Consider the following 16,907-nt stretch of genomic DNA (forward strand, 5'->3'; position numbering starts at 1 on the left):
AAAAACAGCTCTTGAAAAATAAGAGCTGTTTTTAAAAGAAAAGTTCAGAGCCGGGGGCCGGCGTTGCGGATTTCATCCTTGATATGTTTAAATTTAGCGAAATGGGTGTGGAACCGCCGGGCCAGTTCCTGTGCCTTTTCGTCATAAGCTTTGGGATCGTCCCAGGTGTTGCGCGGATTCAATATTTCATCCGGGACGTCCGGGCAGGTTTTGGGCATGGACAAACCAAAAACGGGATCCGTTTCATAATCCGCTTTTTTCAGTTCCCCGGAAATGGCGGCACGGACCATGGCGCGCGTATATTTCAAATCCATGCGTTTGCCGGTCGCGTAAGGCCCGCCGGTCCAGCCGGTGTTGACCAGGTAAACATCGACTTGGTGTTTGTCAATTTTTTCGCCCAACATTTCCGCGTAAACCGATGCGGGGCGGGGCAGGAACGGGGCACCGAAACATGTGGAAAAAGTGGCTTCCGGCTCCGTGACTCCCCGTTCGGTTCCGGCCAGCTTGCTCGTATAGCCGGACAAGAAATGATACATGGCTTGTTCCGGCGTCAACTTGGAAATCGGGGGCAATACGCCGAAAGCATCCGCTGTCAAAAAGAGAATGACTTTCGGGTGTCCGGCGATCCCCGGAATGACCGATCCGGAAATATGATGAATGGGATAAGCGGCGCGCGTGTTTTCGGTTAACGAAGCGTCCGCGTAATCGGGAACGCCGTCTTGATCCACCACGACATTTTCCAATACGGAGCCAAAGCGGATGGCACGGTAGATTTGCGGCTCTTTTTCTTCGGTCAGGCCGATGCATTTGGCGTAGCAACCGCCTTCCATGTTAAACACCCCTTTATCGGACCAGCCGTGCTCGTCATCTCCGATCAACGAGCGTTCAGGGTCTGCGGACAACGTTGTTTTTCCGGTTCCCGACAGTCCGAAAAAGAGGGCCACATCTCCTTCCTTCCCGATGTTTGCCGAACAATGCATCGGCAGCACACCGCGTTCCGGCAACAGGTAATTCATGACACTGAAGATGGATTTTTTCATTTCCCCTGCATAACGGGTTCCCGCAATGAGCACCATTTTGTGCTCAAAGCTGACGGCAATCACCGTTTCGGACCGGGTTCCGTCCGATTTCGGGTCGGCTTTGAAGTCCGGGGCACAAATCACGGTGAATTCCGGATCGTGCGCTTCCAGTTCTTCTTTTGAAGGGCGAATGAAAAGCTGATGTACGAACAGGTTTTGCCAAGCATACTCATTGATGACCCGGATCGGCAGGCGGTAAGCAGGGTCTGCGCCGGCAAAACCGTCAAAAATGTAGAGTTCTTTTTCTGCCAGATAGGATTGTAACCGTTTTAATAAACGTTCAAACTTCTCCGGTTCCATGGGTTGATTAACGCTTCCCCAGTCGATGTGTTCAGCGACGGAAGGTTCCTGAACGATGAATTTGTCTTTGGGTGAACGTCCGGTAAAAGCCCCTGTGGTTGCGCAAATGGCGCCGGATTCCGTCAAAACGGCTTCGTTTCTCAAGATGGCGTGTTCCACCAATTGGCTGACAGGGAGGTTGATGTGCAATTTTCCCCCGAGGTGAAGAGAAGGTTCATTTTTCGTCGGGATAACCATGCTCATGTTTACATCCACCTTTTTATGAGATTCCGAATCGATTGTGATATATTAAATCATCGATTAGTATAACATAATTGCCCGGATAAGGTGAATAGGATCATTCATTTTTTTGGAAAGGAATAAAAAAAGAAGAACCCGGTGCAGGGGTTCCCCTTTTCTGAGATGGATTTGGCTGGGAAAGGTTTATTTTGAATGATGATTGTTTTCGTTTTTTAAATGTTTGGTTGCTTCCCGAACCACCCGGATCGCTTTTCTTTCTTCCGCCTGATCTTTCTTAGCCTTTTCCTCAATGATTTTCACGTCATTCACCGAATGCTGCACAAAAATAGCCTCCCAACGATAAATTCTGCGCGGCACGGGTTGTTCACGGAGGATGTCGCCGCTTCATCCCCGCCTCAGATTTGTCCAACAGAATCAGAAAGGGATTATACAATCACATATCCTTTCAAATTCCCTTATAAGAAAAATATTAAACTAAGAAACAGGTGGGAAATCAAGGGCATATTTTGCCATGTCTTGGTGTATATTCTAAAGGCAAGGGTTTGGAACCGTGGAAACAAGGAGATAAATAAAATAAGCGCATCATCGGGTGCGGAGACATTTTTACCCATTGACTTTTACGAAAATAAATGGTATTTTTGTACAGAATTAATTACACTTCGGGAGTGTTATAATGAGCGTGTTAAAGGAAGGGGCCGTCGTAGAAGGGGAAGTGATTACCACCAAACCGTTCGGCGCATTTGTCAAACTGGAATCCGGCGAAACGGGTTTGGTTCACATTTCTCAAATCTCGACAAAATATGTGGAAAAAGTTGAAGATGAGTTGCAAGTAGGTGCAAAAGTTAAAGCGAAAGTGCTTTCCATTGATCCTTCAGGAAAAATCTCCTTGTCAATAAAAGCGCTCCAGGCGGATCGTCCGCGGGATCGAAGAGGAGGACGTTCTGGTCGGAGAAGTTCGACGGACTTCGAAGACATGATGAAAAAATGGATGAAAAGCAGCGAAGAACGACTGAGTGCCCTTGCAGCCAAGCAAAGAAAAAACCGATAATGTTTCATAAATCAGCCATCAAACATCTTCCAGGAAGCCGGGAAGATGTTTTTATTATAAAAGACGGATCGCCGCGGGGATCCATCTTTTTATGAACGTTTTTCGATCATCAGCAACGAAGGGGACCGGTCCCGGTTGACCATCTGTTGCCACATGACTTGGAAAGAACGGGGGGACAAGCCGGAAGCCCACGCAATGACGCTGCCGGCTTCTTCCTTTCCGCCCGGATGGCCGGTGTACAAAGCCGCGATCAAAAGTCCGCCGGATGTTAAAAATCGGAGGGCCTGTTGCATGGCCCTGACGGTGGTGTCGGGCCGGGTGATGATCGTTTTGTCCCCGTGCGGGAGATAGCCCAGATTAAACATCACGACCTGGACCTTTCCCAAGAGTTCTTCCGGCAACACTTCATACATTTGATCATGGCTTTTTTGGAACAATGTGACTTGACGATGCGCGTTTTCCGCCAAGAGCCGCCGGCGGGTGTTTTGGATGGCTTGCTCTTGAATATCAAAGCCGAAGACATGTCCGTCCGGCCCGACTTGCCTGGCCAAAAACAAGGTGTCATGGCCGTTTCCCGTTGTGGCATCGATGGCCGCCCCGCCGGGGGTTAATACTTCGGACGCCCATTGGTGGGCACTTTGCAAGATGGATGGAACAATCATGCTTTTCCTCCTGACTTGGATGCGGAAGCCGTCATCGGCTTGCGCGGTTTGGCTTTTTTTCCCTGCCATGCGTTGCGCCTTTTCAATTCGGCATCGATGGCATTGAGCACACTCCATTTGTTGGTGCTCCACATCGGTCCGATCAATAAGTCCGGGGGACCGTCGCCCGTCAACCGGTGAATGACGATGTCGGGAGGGAGAAGTTCCAGGGAATCGGCGATCAAACGTACATATTGATCTTTTTCCAAAAACCGGATAAGCCCGGCTTCATGTTGCTTCGCCATCGGCGTATTTTTTAATACATGCAGCAAATGGATTTTGATTCCTTGGATGTCCATGTCAGCACAAGCTTTGACGGTTTCCAGCATCATTTCTTCGGTTTCGCCCGGCAGGCCGTGAATGATATGGGCACAGACACGGATTCCGTGTTGCCTCAGTTTATCCACGGCTTCCAGGAAACAGGAGAAGTCATGCCCGCGGTTGATCCGTTTGGCTGTTTCATCATGGATGGTTTGCAACCCCAACTCCACCCACAAATAAGTCCGTTCGTTGAGTTCTTTCAGATACGCCGTCACGTCATCCGGCAGGCAGTCCGGTCGTGTTGCGATGTTTAAGCCGACAACACCTGGTTGTTTTAATATGATTTCATACATGTTCCTCAATGTTTCCACGGGGGCATAGGTGTTGGTGAAGGCTTGAAAATAGCCGAGGTATTTGGCTTCCGGCCATTTTTGATGCATCCGCGTTTTGACTTCGTGAAATTGCTTTAATAAATCATCCCGCCGGTTTCCGGCAAAGTCCCCGGAGCCGCGTGCACTGCAAAACGTGCATCCGCCGACAGCCACGGTTCCGTCCCGGTTGGGACAAGTAAATCCGCCGTCCAAGGCCACCTTAAACACTTTTTGTCCGAAAACCCGGCGCAGATGGTGGTTCCATGTGTGATATCGTTTCTCGCCCCAAAAGGAAGGGGTGTTAGATTCATGGTTTTTCATGGTATCATCCTTGTGTTTGTCTGCTGTCAAATTCCATTGACCATTATACATGATTTGGTTCAGGATGGTTAAGGGATGGCTGGTTGGGGTAAGAAATGATTTGTCAGCATCGGGAAGGAGTGGGGAACATGGTTCGAATGATTGCAACAGACATGGATGGGACGTTATTGAATCACGAAGGGAAGATCAGTCCGGAAAATCAAAAGGCGTTGCGATTGGCCCGCGAAAAAGGAATTTTGGTGGTCATTGCAACCGGGCGTTCATACCAAGGCGCCGTCAAGGTTCTTGAGGAAGCCGGTCTCCGGTTGCCTTTGATTCATTTGAACGGCGCTTGCATCCGGTCGGAAAAAGGGGAAATTCTCCGGGAGATCTCTCTGGATGCAAATCAGGTCCGGAAGCTGCATGAAGCCTTACGGGAAGTGGGGATTTATCATGAATTATACACCTCCGGCGGAATTTACTGCAATCGCGACGGATTTCAAAATCTGAAAGGGGAGCTGGACCGGCTTCAGATCGATCGTGCAAAGGTTCAGGAATGGATCCGGGATTTGGCCAAGAAACAATTTCGCACGACGGAGATTTGCGACCGGTATTATGAAGATGTGATGGAGGAAGCGAAATCCCCCGTCTATAAAGTCTTGGCTTATTCGTTGATGGAAGAAAAATTGGCCGAAGCCCGCGAAAAGGCAAAATCGGTTGCCGGGGTTTGTGTGACCAGCTCGAACGGGCAAAACATCGAAATCAATCATCCCGAAGCGCAAAAAGGGATCGCGGTGGAGTTTTTTGCCCGGCAGCACGGGATTCCGATGGAACAAGTCATGGTCCTGGGCGATCAATTCAATGATCTTTCCATGATGAAACGGGCCGGTGTCAGCGTGGCGATGGGAAATGCGGAGGAAGAAGTGAAAAAAGCCTGCCGTTATGTCACTCGCACCAATGATGAACACGGGGTGGCCTACGCGATTCAAACCTGGGCCGGCATCGAAGCGGTGGTATAGAGGGGAAAACTCTTTGTGGGCCGGAATACGGTCTCATGAAGAGTTTTTTTGCTATAATAAGAACGAGAACGCTTTAGGGGGCATTGACAATTGGAAGATCCTGACAGTTGGTGGGTGCTTGGAGTCGTTCTTTTATTGGTGCTGTTTAATTCCGTTTTTGTTGCAGCAGAGCTTATGGTGCGTCATACGCCGGCAAAGAAGAGGCTGGAAATGTCGTTGAAAAGGTTGGATATCCACCAATATGTTTCTGCCGCGCAACTCGGGATAACGGTATCCTCGCTCGGTTTGGGATGGATGGGCGGATCTTTTTTGTTTCAATGGATGGAATCCGGGCTGAACCGTTTCGGCCTGTCGGACGGAGCCGTTCAAATCATTGCTTTTTTCTTGGTCTTTTTGTTGTTGACATTGTTGCACGCGGTTTTTGGCGAGATCTTGCCGAAGCTTTTTGCCCTTTCCAAACCGGAAAATGTGATGCGTTTTTTGACGCCGTGGGTGCTTGGCTGTTACCATGTTTTTCGTCCGGTTGTCCAAATTTTGCGGCAATTGACCGTTTTCCTCTCGCGGAAACTGGGGATGGATGCCGGTGAACAAAGGGTTCAATCGGAAAAAGAGATCCGCCGGTCGCTGGAGCAAAGCTATCAACATGGGGAGATCGATCCAACTGCTTTTGCCCTGGTGGATAATGTCTTTGCATTGGTTGACCGTGTCGTGAGGGAAGTGATGGTTCCCCGGGTGGAAATGGTTTGCCTGTATCAAGGGCAATCGGAACGGGAGATGTTTCAGACCATCCGACAGTCAAGCCACACGTGGTTTCCTTATTGCGGGAAAGACAAAGATGAGATTCTCGGCGTGATCCATATCAAAGACGTGTTTGAAAAGATGAGGGAAGGCGATGATTTTTCCATCAGGGATTTGGTTCGTCCGGCGATGTTTGTGCCCGAGACGATGGAGCTCAAAGCCGTGCTTCGCCGTTTTCGGCAGGAGAACACCGGACTGGCAGTGGTCATCGACGAATTCGGCGGAACCTCCGGGCTGGTCACGATGGAAGACATTGTGAATGAGATGCTGAAAGAGATTCCCCGTCCGTTGCCCGAAGAAAAGCAACCGCTGTCTGATTCCATCAAGATGGAGATCGACCCGGGATGGTTGATTGACGAGGTGAATCAGGTTTTTCATTGTCATATTCAGGACGATCACAATGACACCATCGGCGGATGGCTTTTCTCCCGGTTGGAGAAAGCGCCGGAAGTCGGAGATCAAGTCGCCTTTTCCCATTTGTTGTTCCGGGTGAAACAAGTGGATCATTTGCGGATCAGCAAAATAGAAGTGTCACTGGATCAAAGGCATGCATGGGCACCGGAAGCAGGGCGGGCCGGGGAATTCCGTTTTTCGGAACCGGTTCCCCCGAAATGGGAAAATGTCATGCCGCGATTTTCGGAACACTGAAAGGCCTGGATCCATTTCCAGGCCTTTTGGTGTTGTTTTTTGTATGTATATATGACGGGCTGAGATGAATTGCCGTGATTTCTGTGTGATCAAGAGGTTTGGCTGATGGGCGGGTCCGCTTCCAAAAATGTGCACATGAAACGTCACCTCTTCATTTAAAAATTAAATGGATAATCATGCGGGGAAACAAAAATCCTTCTATAAAATGTACCATTTTTTAATTTAATTATAAAGGAATTAATTTCTTAAATATTTAATTTCATCAATTGTTTTTTTGATGAACAGGTGATGATTCCCGGATTGTGCATGGAGCGTGTTTGCCAATGGGTAAGATAAGGAAAGTACAAAATGATGCTCTGGAGTGATTGACAAATTTGCTGTGAGTTGTATTATTGAGAAAAGACCATTTGTTTCAAAGCACAAAAGTTAATAAAATCAATTGCTTTCCCTTGTTTATTTTTATTGTTATAAAACAGAATAAAAAAATGGGTGTAACAGTGAAACGCTTTCACTGATTGGTTTTTTTGAGACTAATTCAAAGAGGTGAATGAATCATGGCAAAAACAAAACAAGCTGCCGTCTTTGGCAAATCGGAAGTCAGCCTGAAACCGTTAGAGCCGTTTGCCATCCTTTCTCCGGATGGGGAAGTGATCAACGAAGAACAAATGCCGGAGTTAAGCGATGAACAGCTGAGAGAATTAATGAGAAGAATGGTCTTTACCCGTACATGGGATCAGCGTGCAGTCAGCCTCGCCCGCCAAGGACGTCTGGGTTTCTACGCGCCTGTTTCCGGGCAGGAAGCCACGATGATCGGAAGCGAATACGCTTTGAATAAAGAAGACTTTATCTTGCCGGGATACCGGGATATTCCGCAAATTTACTGGCATGGCTATCCGATGTACCAAGGATTCCTGTGGTCCCGCGGTCATCAGCACGGCGGGGAAATTCCGGAAGGCGTGAACGTCTTGGTTCCCCAAATCATTATCGGGGCGCAATATGTGCAAACATCCGGTGTGGCCATGGCGTTTAAACGCCGCGGGGAAAAACGCGTTGCCATCACCTTCACCGGTGACGGGGGAAGTTCCCAAGGGGATTTCTATGAAGCAATGAACTTTGCCGGCGCTTATCAATTGCCTGCCGTATTTGTCGTGCAAAATAACGGTTATGCCATCTCCACACCGTTCCGCAAACAAACAGCGGCAAAATCCGTCGCGCAAAAAGGGGTGGCTGCGGGTATTCGCAGCGTGCAAGTGGACGGAATGGACGTTTTGGCCGTGTACCGGGTGGTGAAAGATGCTGCCGATCGTGCCCGCAACGGTGAAGGACCGACCTTGATCGAAGCCATTAACTACCGTCTCGGAGCACACTCCATGTCCGGTGACGATCCGTCCCGTTACCGTCCGGAAGATGAGCCGGGACAATATGAAAAAATCGAACCGTTGGTTCGTTTCCGCAAATACTTACAATCCAAAGGTTTGTGGACGGAAGAAGACGAAAATCAAGTGATTGAAGAAGCAAAACAAACCGTATCCGAAGAGATTAAAAAAGCGGACAAATATGAGAAAATGACCATTCCTGGTTTGATTGACTCTATGTTCGAAGTCACGCCTCCGAACCTTGAAAGACAAAAAGCGGAATATACAAAGGAGGGGAAATAAGCCATGCCACAAATGACAATGGTAAAAGCAATTAATGATGCACTTCGTGTCGAGTTGAAACGGGACCCGAACGTCCTCTTGTTTGGGGAAGACGTGGGGAAAAACGGCGGTGTGTTCCGTGTCAGTGACGGATTGCAAAAAGAATTCGGGGAAGACCGCGTTTTTGACACGCCGCTCGCTGAATCGGGGATCGGTGGTTTGGCAGTCGGTCTTGCCAGCCAAGGATTCCGTCCGGTTGCTGAAATCCAATTTATCGGTTTTATCTTTGAAGCCATGGATTCGATTTGTGTACAAGCTCCCCGCTTGCGTTACCGGACCGGCGGCCGTTTCCATGCCCCGATCGTGTTCCGCGCACCGCTTGGCGGAGGAGTGAAACCGCCGGAACTTCACGGGGACCCGTTGGAAGGATTGCTCACCCAAACACCGGGATTGAAAGTGGTGATGCCTTCCAATCCGTATGATGCCAAAGGGTTGATGATTTCGGCCATCCGGGACAATGACCCGGTATTCTTCCTGGAACACTTGAAACTTTACTTCTCGCAAAAAGCAGATGTTCCGGAAGGGGAATACACCGTTCCGATCGGCAAAGCCAACGTGGTTCGGGAAGGTTCCGATGTCACGGTGATCACGTACGGTGCCATGGTTCATACATCCTTGAAAGCGGCAGAGCAATTGGAAAAAGAACGCGGAGCCAAAGTGGAAGTGATCGACCTTCGCACGCTCAGCCCGCTGGATACCGAAACCATCATCCAATCGGTGGAAAAAACGGGACGCGCCGTGGTGGTACAGGAAGCGCAAAGATCTTCCGGAATTGCGGCTGAAGTGATTGCCCAAATCAATGAACATGCCATCTTGAAACTGGAAGCACCCGTCAAACGGATTGCTCCTCCGGATACCGTCATCGCATTCCCGATGATTGAAGACCAATGGATTCCGGATGTCAAACGCGTGGTGCAAGGAATTAACGAAGTGCTTGACTTCTGATTGTGAAACAGAGTGCCGGAAAGACACATAACGGATGGATGCGGTGGTTTCGACATCACCGCGTCCTTTCTTAAACATGAAATCAGAAAAGGAGGCTATTTTCGTGGCAGCATATCAATTTAAACTGCCGGATGTGGGCGAAGGAATTCATGAAGGCGAAATAGTGGCACTGCATGCCAAAGAAGGAGACACCATCCAGGAATTTGACATTTTTGCCGAAGTTCAAACCGATAAAGCCGTAGTCGAAATCCCCTCCCCGGTAACGGGAACGATCAAAGAGATCAAAGTCAAAGAAGGGGATGTGGTGCTGGTTGACTCGGTGATTGCCATCATCGATGCAGAAGGAGATTTCGAAGAAGAAGCGGCGGCAGAAGAAAGCGCGGCTGAAGAGGCGGCAGCACCGGCTCAGGAAACCAAAGAGGAGAAAAAAGCGGCTCCGGAGCAAACAGGCAACAAACGGAATGTTTCGGCGATGCCGTCTGTCCGCAAATTGGCACGTGAACTGGGAGTCGACATCACCCAAGTAACCGGCACCGGAAAACATGGCCGGATTTTGGCCGAAGATGTCAGACGTTTTGCAGAAGGCGGGCAAGCTGAAGCGGCAGCCCAACCGGAAACGAAACCGGTTCAAGAGAAAACCGTGGCAAAAACACCGGTGGAAACCAGAGGAAACGAAGAACGCATTCCGCTTCGCGGTATCCGTCGCACCATTGCCAAACGCATGGTGGAAAGCAAACACACCGCTCCTCATGTCACCTTGATGGACGAAATCGATGCAACGGAATTGATGGCCATCCGCAAGTGGGGAAAAGAAGTGGCGCAAGAACGCGGAATCAAATTGACCTACCTGCCGTTCATGATCAAAGCGGCCATCGCTGCATTGCGTGAGTTCCCGGAACTGAACGCGTCCATCGATGAAGAAAGAGAAGAGATTGTCATCAAAAAATACTACAACATCGGTCTGGCCACCGCGACCGACCATGGTTTGATGGTACCGGTCATTGAAGATGCCGATCGCAAATCGCTTTTCGAACTCGCTCAGGAAATCACCGAAAAAGCAACCAAAGCACGCGAAATGAAACTGGATCCCAGCGAGTTGAAAGGCAGCACCTTTACCATTTCCAACCTCGGCGGATACGGGGCGCAATTCTTCACCCCGATCATCAACTATCCGGAGGTGGCCATCTTGGGCGTTGGAACCATCCAGGAAAAACCGGTGGTTCGTGACGGAGAGATTGTCATCCGCCCGCAAATGTTTGCATCTTTGAGCTTTGACCATCGTTTGGTGGATGGCGATTTGGCTGCACAATTTATGCGTCGGTTCAAACAGTTGATGGAAAATCCAAAACTCTTAATGATGGAGATGAGCTGATATGGTAGTGGGAGATCTTGCACAAGAAGTCGATGTTCTGGTGATCGGAGCCGGTCCGGGAGGATACGTGGCAGCCATTCGTGCTGCACAACTGGGCCGCAAAGTGACCATTGTCGATAAAGATGCTTTGGGTGGCGTGTGCTTGAACCGCGGTTGTATTCCGTCCAAAGCTTTGATCACGGCCTCTGAACGTTTCCTGTCCATCAAAGAAGCGGATCAGATGGGGATCGAAGTTTCCGGGGACGTCAAAGTGAACATGCCGGAACTTATGAAATGGAAAGACGGCGTTGTGAAAAAGTTGACCGGCGGTGTGAAATCTCTGTTGCAAGGAAACAAAGTGGAGATCATCAGCGGAGAAGCATATTTTAACGGCACCGATTCGGTCCGCGTTGTCACGGACGATTCCAGCCAGACTTATAAATTTAACGATGTGATTATTGCAACGGGATCCCGCCCGGCTGAACTGCCGATTCTCCGGTTTGACGGAAAACGGATCCTCTCTTCCACCGAAGCGCTGCAATTGCAAGAAGTTCCCGGACGTTTGGTGGTCGTGGGCGGCGGTTACATCGGTCTGGAATTGGGTACCGCTTATGCAAAACTGGGTGCCGAAGTCACCATTTTGGAAGGAGCCGAATCCATTCTCCCCGGAAGTGATCCGGCATTGACGAAAATGGTGATGCGCCGCTTGAAACAACTGGGCGTCAACGTTGTGACGGAAGCCATGGTTCAAGGCGGCGAAAACAAAGGCGAAGAAGTGGAAATCAAAGCCACGGTCGGCGGGGAAGAAAAAACATATACCGCAGACTATTGCCTGGTTGCGATCGGCCGGAAACCGAACACCGACGAATTGGGATTGGAATATGCCCAAGTGGAACTGGATGAGCGCGGCTTTATCAAAATCGACAATCAATGCCGCACCAATGTGGACCACATCTATGCCATCGGGGATTGCGCCGGCGGCGCGCTGTTGGCCCACAAAGCCAGCTATGAAGGAAAAGTGGCTGCAGAAGTCATTGCCGGCATGAACAGCGTCATCGACTATCAAGCCATGCCGTTTGTCGTCTTCTCCGATCCGGAAATTGCTTACACCGGCCTGACGGAAGAAGAAGCCAAAGCACAAGGCTATGATCCGGTGGTCAGCCGCTTTGCTTTCCAAGCAAACGGACGCGCTTTGTCGATGAATCAGGCCGACGGTTTTGTCAAAATCGTGGCCGACTCCGAAACCAAACAGGTTTTGGGCGTTCAAATTGTCGGTCCGGAGGCCTCCACATTGATCGGGGAAGCCGTTTTTGCCGTGGAAATGGGTGCCAACGCAGAAGATCTCTCTCTGACGATTCATGCGCATCCGACCTTGACCGAAACGATCATGGAAGCGGCCGAAGGCGTTCTGGGCCATGCCATCCATATGGTGAACCGGTAAACTTTCGGATCCGGTGCCCCGTGACTCTTTCACGGGGTATTTTTTTGGTGAGATTTGACGGAAATTTAAAAATAATCGTGATTTAAACTGCTTGGGAGCTTTTCGTATTATAATGGGAAGGGAATATTTCTGAAAATAATCTTTTTTGGTCTGGCAATTCATGCATGGTTAAGGGTGAAGCAGATGAATTGGTATCATCGATGGGCTCGGTTGTTTCTGAAGGTTTGCAACGGCTGGCGCGGAACCATTGCCGTGAAAATGGGTGAGTTGATTCCTTCTCTCAAACACCAAAATATTTATGTCAGGCACCGAAAACCGGAAAATTTGTCACCTCCCCAATTAAACACCATCTTCCATATCATGGATCAGATTGCGGGAAGCAAAGGGGAAGTGACGAAAGAGGAACGTAAAGCGTTTGTCCAATATCAGAAAAGCTTTTTAAACAAGCGGATCTTGCAAGAGTGGAAAAAGATCCGGCCGGGCATTTATGTCCGGCAAGGCGGAGCCGCACAGGATGAGTTGATGGAGGCGGCTTTTCTGAAAATGAAACCCATTTTGTACAAAAGTTTTTATGAATCCTGTCAGGGACAGACCGTGGTGATCAACGCATTTACGTTGCGTGCATTTGTTTGGAATCATGAATACCTTACACGGAAGTTCGGGTTGGTTGAGGATCACCAATATTGGCTGGAGATTTTGGAGATGATCGACGACATCAAGAAAAATGCCTTTCAGACAAAGAAAAAATCGTTATTTTGATCTCAAAAAGGGGAGAAAGAGATGAAAACCTCCATTCAAATCGAAGTGCGGCCGACGGAAATCGATGTCATGGGGCATGTGAATAATGCGAAATATTTAGAGTATATGGAATGGAGCCGTGAAGATTGGTACAACAAAATGGGACTCCCGTTTGATGTGTTTACCAAGATGGGAGTGGGAACGGTGACCGTCAATATCAACATTAACTACCGGAAGGAAGCGTTGTTGGGGCAAAAGTTGGTGATATCCACAGAGCCGGTGCGGAAAGGGAGAACCAGTTTTGTGCTCAAGCATGAAATTTATAATGAACAAGGGGAGAAAGTGGCGGATGCGGAAGTGACCAGTGTCACGATCGACCTGAAAAAAAGAAAATCGGTTGCATTGCCCGAACCATTGGCCAAAGTATTTACATAAAAACAAGGCAGGGGGAAAGCCCTGCCTTCATTTTGCGTTTGCCCGGAGTTCCCTTAACTCCTCCAGAATCCCTTCGATTTCCATCATTGTCAGCCGACCTTCTTTTTTTTGGATCAGCCGGTGGATTTCCAACAAATCCTCATATTGATCCAAATCGAAATCTTCCGGTCTGATGATGGATGCATTGACCAATCTCAGGTTGCTTTTGATTTCCTCGACAAGTTGTTCCAGGTTTTCCTTGCTGGGCGTGCCAGAATTCAAATTTGCTCCATCCTCTCTGCCGTTTTTTAAAGGAGTGAAATCCGTGGAGCCTTATTCCCCTTTATATATTGCTTTTTTTCATTATTTTAACACCGTCTGTGACTACTATGTATGCCACGATGTGTTGGAAGAGCTGTGGCTAGAAGAGGGCAGGGAACCCTATTACCAAGGGTTGCTCCAAGTGGCTGTCGGATTGTATCATTTGCAAAACGACAACCGGAACGGAGCTTTAAAATTGCTTTCCGGTGCTTTGGAAAAGCTGTCGCTTTATCCGGAGAAAGAGTGGATGGGAATTCACTTGGACCGGTTAAAACGGGATGTGAAAAAGATGATCGCCTTTTTAAACGGAAATGCCCTTCCGGATGCCACTCCGGAGCGGATCGTGATCGAACTGACGGATCCGGTGTTAAGAAAGGAAGTGGCCAGGATGGGAAATCCGGATCATTAGGGGTTCCGTCAGTGTTTAAATACTTGTTGCTTGATCAAGGCCAGACATTCGCGCGCTTTGTGGTACGGAAGGAATAATACCTTGGAATGAACGGGCGAAGCCGTCACTTTGAGACCGGCTTGCCGGGCATAATTCAAAGCCCGTACCATGTGATAGTCATGGGTGATGACGGTGATCTTCTCAAACCCCTTCCGCTTGATGATTTGCGCTGAATACAGCAGGTTTTCCCGGGTGTTGGAGGAACGGTCTTCCAGAAGAAGATGGGCGGGGGAAACCCCGCGTTCCACCAGGTAGTTTTTCATACCTTCCGCTTCTGTGATCCCGTTGTTGCCCAATCCCCCGGATAAAATGAGATAATCCACTCTCCCTTGCCGGTACAATTGCAAAGCCAGCTCCAAACGCTCCCTCAGGGCCGGGCTCGGCTGTTGATTCCATAATGCCGCTCCCAACACGATTCCGACTTCTGCATGTTCTTCCGGCGGATCTTTATGGTCAAAGCGGGAAACCCATTGCCACAGGTGAATGAAGACAAACACCCCGCAGAAAAAAAGGGCGGACAGCCATCCGAACCAAAACCATTTGCTTGTCAGCATGATTCCCCTCTCCGTTGTTTTTGGTGTCTCTGTATTATTTCATGCAATCGGGCAGTCGGGCATGCGTGGCGGATGTTGATGGGTCAAAGAAAATTTTCTGCGGACCAGATCATAATCGATTTTCAAGCCTTGGATCCATTCCTTTTCGCCGGCTTGCCACATAAACGGGATGCCTTTAATGTTTTCTTGCTCACAGGCCGGATCCGTTTCCGTGATCTCGAGGGCATACACCGGGCTGTTGCACCCGGATGTGAGGGAAACAATTTTCACTCCCAACGGACGGTTTTCCGACTGCTGTTCCTGGTAAAGCAGCCAGTGCAGTTTCCCGGCCGCCAAATCGGAAATCACCATACTCAATGGATATTCACTCCTTGAAATGCATTCTTCATCAATATAGCAAAAATCCGTAAGACATGAAAGGAAAGGCAGAGGGCTTTCGGTCCGTTTTCTGCGCTGAGCTAACTCGATAACGGAATGGCTTGCTCCCCGGTTTTCAAGCATGATAAGGTGAAAGTAAAATATAAATAAAATTGTGTTTTTAAAGAATATTTCGAAAGGAGCCGTCCGTGGTGAATGGAAAGAGGCAAGAGATCCGCGCTCCGCGGGGAACGGATTTAAGAACCAAGGGATGGGTTCAAGAAGCCGCTTACCGGATGTTGATGAATAACTTGGATCCGGATGTGGCAGAGCGTCCCGAAGAGCTGGTGGTGTACGGAGGAATGGGGAAGGCCGCCCGGAATTGGGAGTGTTTTGATGCGATCCTGTGTTCGCTGAAGGCGTTGGAAAATGACGAAACGTTACTGATTCAATCCGGAAAGCCGGTGGCGGTTTTCAAGTCACACCCGGATGCGCCACGGGTCTTGCTGGCCAATTCCAATCTGGTTCCGGCCTGGGCTGATTGGGAGACATTCCGCAATCTGGAACAAAAAGGCTTGATCATGTACGGGCAAATGACGGCAGGAAGCTGGATTTACATCGGAACCCAGGGGATTTTGCAAGGGACGTATGAAACGTTTGCCGAAGCCGCAAGGAGACACTTCGGCGGCAGTTTAAAAGGAACGATCACGGTCACTGCCGGGTTGGGCGGAATGGGAGGCGCGCAACCGCTTGCCGTCACCATGAACGAAGGGGTGATCATTGCGGTCGAATGCGATCCTTCCCGAATCCGGCGGAGAATTCAAACGGGTTATCTCGACAGGGAAACGGACAGTCTGGATGAAGCGATTCGCATGGCGGAAGCGGCCAGACAAAAAGGGGAACCGTTGTCCATCGGACTCATGGGAAATGCGGCCGAATGCCTCCCTGAAATGGTGAGACGGGGGTTTATCCCGGATTTGGTGACCGACCAAACCTCGGCTCATGACCTGTTGAACGGGTATTACCCCGCCGGGATGGCTTTGGAGGAATGCGAGCAGCTTCGCAAGACCGATCCAAAGCAATATATCCAAAGGGCCAAGGCGAGCATCGCCGGACACGTCAAGGCGATGTTGGCGATGAAAGAACGGGGGGCGGTTGCCTTTGACTACGGAAACAACATCCGGCAGGCCGCTTACGATGAAGGAGTGAAAGAAGCGTTTTCCATCCCCGGATTCATCCCGGCTTTTATCCGGCCTCTGTTTTGTGAAGGAAAAGGCCCGTTTCGCTGGGTGGCCTTGTCCGGCGACCCGGAAGACATTTATAAAACGGATGAAGTGATCAAACGGGAATTCAAGGACCAGCCCACTTTGGTGCGCTGGATTGATTTGGCCCGCAAAAAGGTGCAATTTCAAGGCTTGCCGGCCCGCATTTGCTGGCTGGGTTACGGCGAAAGAGCGCGATTCGGGCGAATCATCAATGAAATGGTGGCATCGGGGGAACTGAAGGCGCCGGTTGTCATCGGACGGGATCATTTGGACTGCGGTTCGGTGTCCTCTCCCAACCGCGAAACCGAAGCGATGAAAGATGGCAGTGATGCCATTGCGGATTGGCCGTTGCTAAATGCATTGATCAATGCGGTCAACGGGGCAAGCTGGGTGTCTGTCCATCATGGAGGCGGTGTCGGGATGGGCTATTCCATCCACGCGGGCATGGTGGTGGTGGCAGACGGCAGCCAAGAAGCGGCGAGGCGCTTGGAACGGGTATTGACTTCTGATCCGGGTATGGGGATCGTGCGCCATGTGGACGCCGGTTATGAAAAAGCGGTTGAAACGGCGAAAAAGCATGGGATTCAGATTCCGATGTTGGAGTGAGGCAC

18 protein-coding genes are annotated in these 16,907 nt (G+C 49.7%); 11 read left to right on the top strand and 7 right to left on the bottom strand.

Going from position 1 to position 16,907, the window contains the following annotated elements:
• Positions 1-44: 44 nt before the first annotated feature.
• Complete coding sequence (gene pckA / locus H1R82_RS12900) at positions 45-1,622, bottom strand: phosphoenolpyruvate carboxykinase (ATP) (RefSeq protein WP_181731567.1); 1,578 nt, start codon at positions 1,620-1,622, stop codon at positions 45-47.
• A gap of 180 nt (positions 1,623-1,802) precedes the next feature.
• A complete protein-coding gene (locus H1R82_RS12905; protein WP_181731568.1) occupies positions 1,803-1,940 on the bottom strand; it encodes a hypothetical protein in 138 nt (45 codons plus the stop codon).
• A gap of 352 nt (positions 1,941-2,292) precedes the next feature.
• On the opposite strand from H1R82_RS12905, the gene H1R82_RS12910 reads away from it, so the two are divergent.
• Complete coding sequence (locus tag H1R82_RS12910) at positions 2,293-2,667, top strand: S1 RNA-binding domain-containing protein (RefSeq protein WP_181731569.1); 375 nt, start codon at positions 2,293-2,295, stop codon at positions 2,665-2,667.
• An 89-nt stretch (positions 2,668-2,756) separates the two neighbouring features.
• Here H1R82_RS12910 and mnmM read toward each other — a convergent pair whose 3' ends face one another.
• Both mnmM and mnmL read right to left on the bottom strand, forming a co-directional pair.
• A complete protein-coding gene (mnmM, locus tag H1R82_RS12915; protein ID WP_181731570.1) occupies positions 2,757-3,329 on the bottom strand; it encodes a tRNA 5-(aminomethyl)-2-thiouridylate-methyltransferase MnmM in 573 nt (190 codons plus the stop codon).
• Positions 3,326-4,321, bottom strand: a complete 996-nt coding sequence (gene mnmL / locus H1R82_RS12920; protein WP_181731571.1) for a tRNA modification radical SAM protein MnmL/YtqA — start codon at positions 4,319-4,321, stop codon at positions 3,326-3,328. The genes mnmM and mnmL overlap by 4 nt, the downstream gene beginning before the upstream one ends.
• A gap of 128 nt (positions 4,322-4,449) precedes the next feature.
• Here mnmL and H1R82_RS12925 point away from each other — a divergent pair, with 128 nt between their 5' ends.
• From H1R82_RS12925 to H1R82_RS12960, 8 genes are all read left to right on the top strand, one after another.
• A complete protein-coding gene (locus H1R82_RS12925) occupies positions 4,450-5,319 on the top strand; it encodes a Cof-type HAD-IIB family hydrolase (RefSeq protein WP_181731572.1) in 870 nt (289 codons plus the stop codon).
• A gap of 90 nt (positions 5,320-5,409) precedes the next feature.
• Positions 5,410-6,765 (top strand): hemolysin family protein, encoded by a 1,356-nt coding sequence (locus H1R82_RS12930; protein WP_181731573.1) that lies wholly within the window; start codon positions 5,410-5,412, stop codon positions 6,763-6,765.
• 554 nt (positions 6,766-7,319) lie between these two features.
• Entirely contained in the window at positions 7,320-8,423 is a 1,104-nt protein-coding gene (pdhA, locus tag H1R82_RS12935; protein WP_181731574.1) for a pyruvate dehydrogenase (acetyl-transferring) E1 component subunit alpha, read from the top strand.
• 3 nt (positions 8,424-8,426) lie between these two features.
• A complete protein-coding gene (locus H1R82_RS12940) occupies positions 8,427-9,407 on the top strand; it encodes an alpha-ketoacid dehydrogenase subunit beta (protein WP_181731575.1) in 981 nt (326 codons plus the stop codon).
• 103 nt (positions 9,408-9,510) lie between these two features.
• Positions 9,511-10,779 (top strand): dihydrolipoamide acetyltransferase family protein, encoded by a 1,269-nt coding sequence (locus tag H1R82_RS12945; RefSeq protein ID WP_309544836.1) that lies wholly within the window; start codon positions 9,511-9,513, stop codon positions 10,777-10,779.
• Position 10,780: 1 nt separating this feature from the next.
• The gene (gene lpdA / locus H1R82_RS12950; RefSeq protein ID WP_181731576.1) at positions 10,781-12,199 is read left to right on the top strand and encodes a dihydrolipoyl dehydrogenase; all 1,419 of its coding nucleotides are present in this window, start codon (positions 10,781-10,783) and stop codon (positions 12,197-12,199) included.
• Positions 12,200-12,382: 183 nt separating this feature from the next.
• On the top strand, positions 12,383-12,958 hold the full coding sequence (locus H1R82_RS12955; protein ID WP_181731577.1) for a hypothetical protein: 576 nt from the start codon (positions 12,383-12,385) through the stop codon (positions 12,956-12,958).
• Between the two features lie 21 nt (positions 12,959-12,979).
• Positions 12,980-13,372: an acyl-CoA thioesterase gene (locus H1R82_RS12960; protein ID WP_181731578.1), complete on the top strand. Its 393-nt coding sequence runs from the start codon at positions 12,980-12,982 to the stop codon at positions 13,370-13,372.
• Positions 13,373-13,399: 27 nt separating this feature from the next.
• Here the strand turns inward: H1R82_RS12960 and H1R82_RS12965 are convergent, their stop codons facing one another.
• Entirely contained in the window at positions 13,400-13,633 is a 234-nt protein-coding gene (locus H1R82_RS12965; RefSeq protein ID WP_181731579.1) for a DUF1128 domain-containing protein, read from the bottom strand.
• 43 nt (positions 13,634-13,676) lie between these two features.
• Between H1R82_RS12965 and H1R82_RS12970 the strand changes: the two genes are divergently transcribed.
• On the top strand, positions 13,677-14,081 hold the full coding sequence (locus H1R82_RS12970; protein ID WP_309544837.1) for a DUF309 domain-containing protein: 405 nt from the start codon (positions 13,677-13,679) through the stop codon (positions 14,079-14,081).
• Between the two features lie 8 nt (positions 14,082-14,089).
• Here the strand turns inward: H1R82_RS12970 and H1R82_RS12975 are convergent, their stop codons facing one another.
• Positions 14,090-14,674, bottom strand: coding sequence for a YdcF family protein (locus tag H1R82_RS12975; protein WP_181731581.1), 585 nt, complete (start codon positions 14,672-14,674; stop codon positions 14,090-14,092).
• A gap of 39 nt (positions 14,675-14,713) precedes the next feature.
• On the bottom strand, positions 14,714-15,031 hold the full coding sequence (locus H1R82_RS12980) for a hypothetical protein (RefSeq protein ID WP_181731582.1): 318 nt from the start codon (positions 15,029-15,031) through the stop codon (positions 14,714-14,716).
• A 212-nt stretch (positions 15,032-15,243) separates the two neighbouring features.
• Here H1R82_RS12980 and hutU point away from each other — a divergent pair, with 212 nt between their 5' ends.
• Positions 15,244-16,902 (top strand): urocanate hydratase, encoded by a 1,659-nt coding sequence (gene hutU / locus H1R82_RS12985; RefSeq protein WP_181731583.1) that lies wholly within the window; start codon positions 15,244-15,246, stop codon positions 16,900-16,902.
• Positions 16,903-16,907 lie beyond the last annotated feature (5 nt).

The sequence above is a fragment of the Thermoactinomyces intermedius genome, from assembly GCF_013912365.1.
In the GTDB taxonomy this organism is placed as follows: Bacteria; Bacillota; Bacilli; order Thermoactinomycetales; family Thermoactinomycetaceae; genus Thermoactinomyces; species Thermoactinomyces intermedius.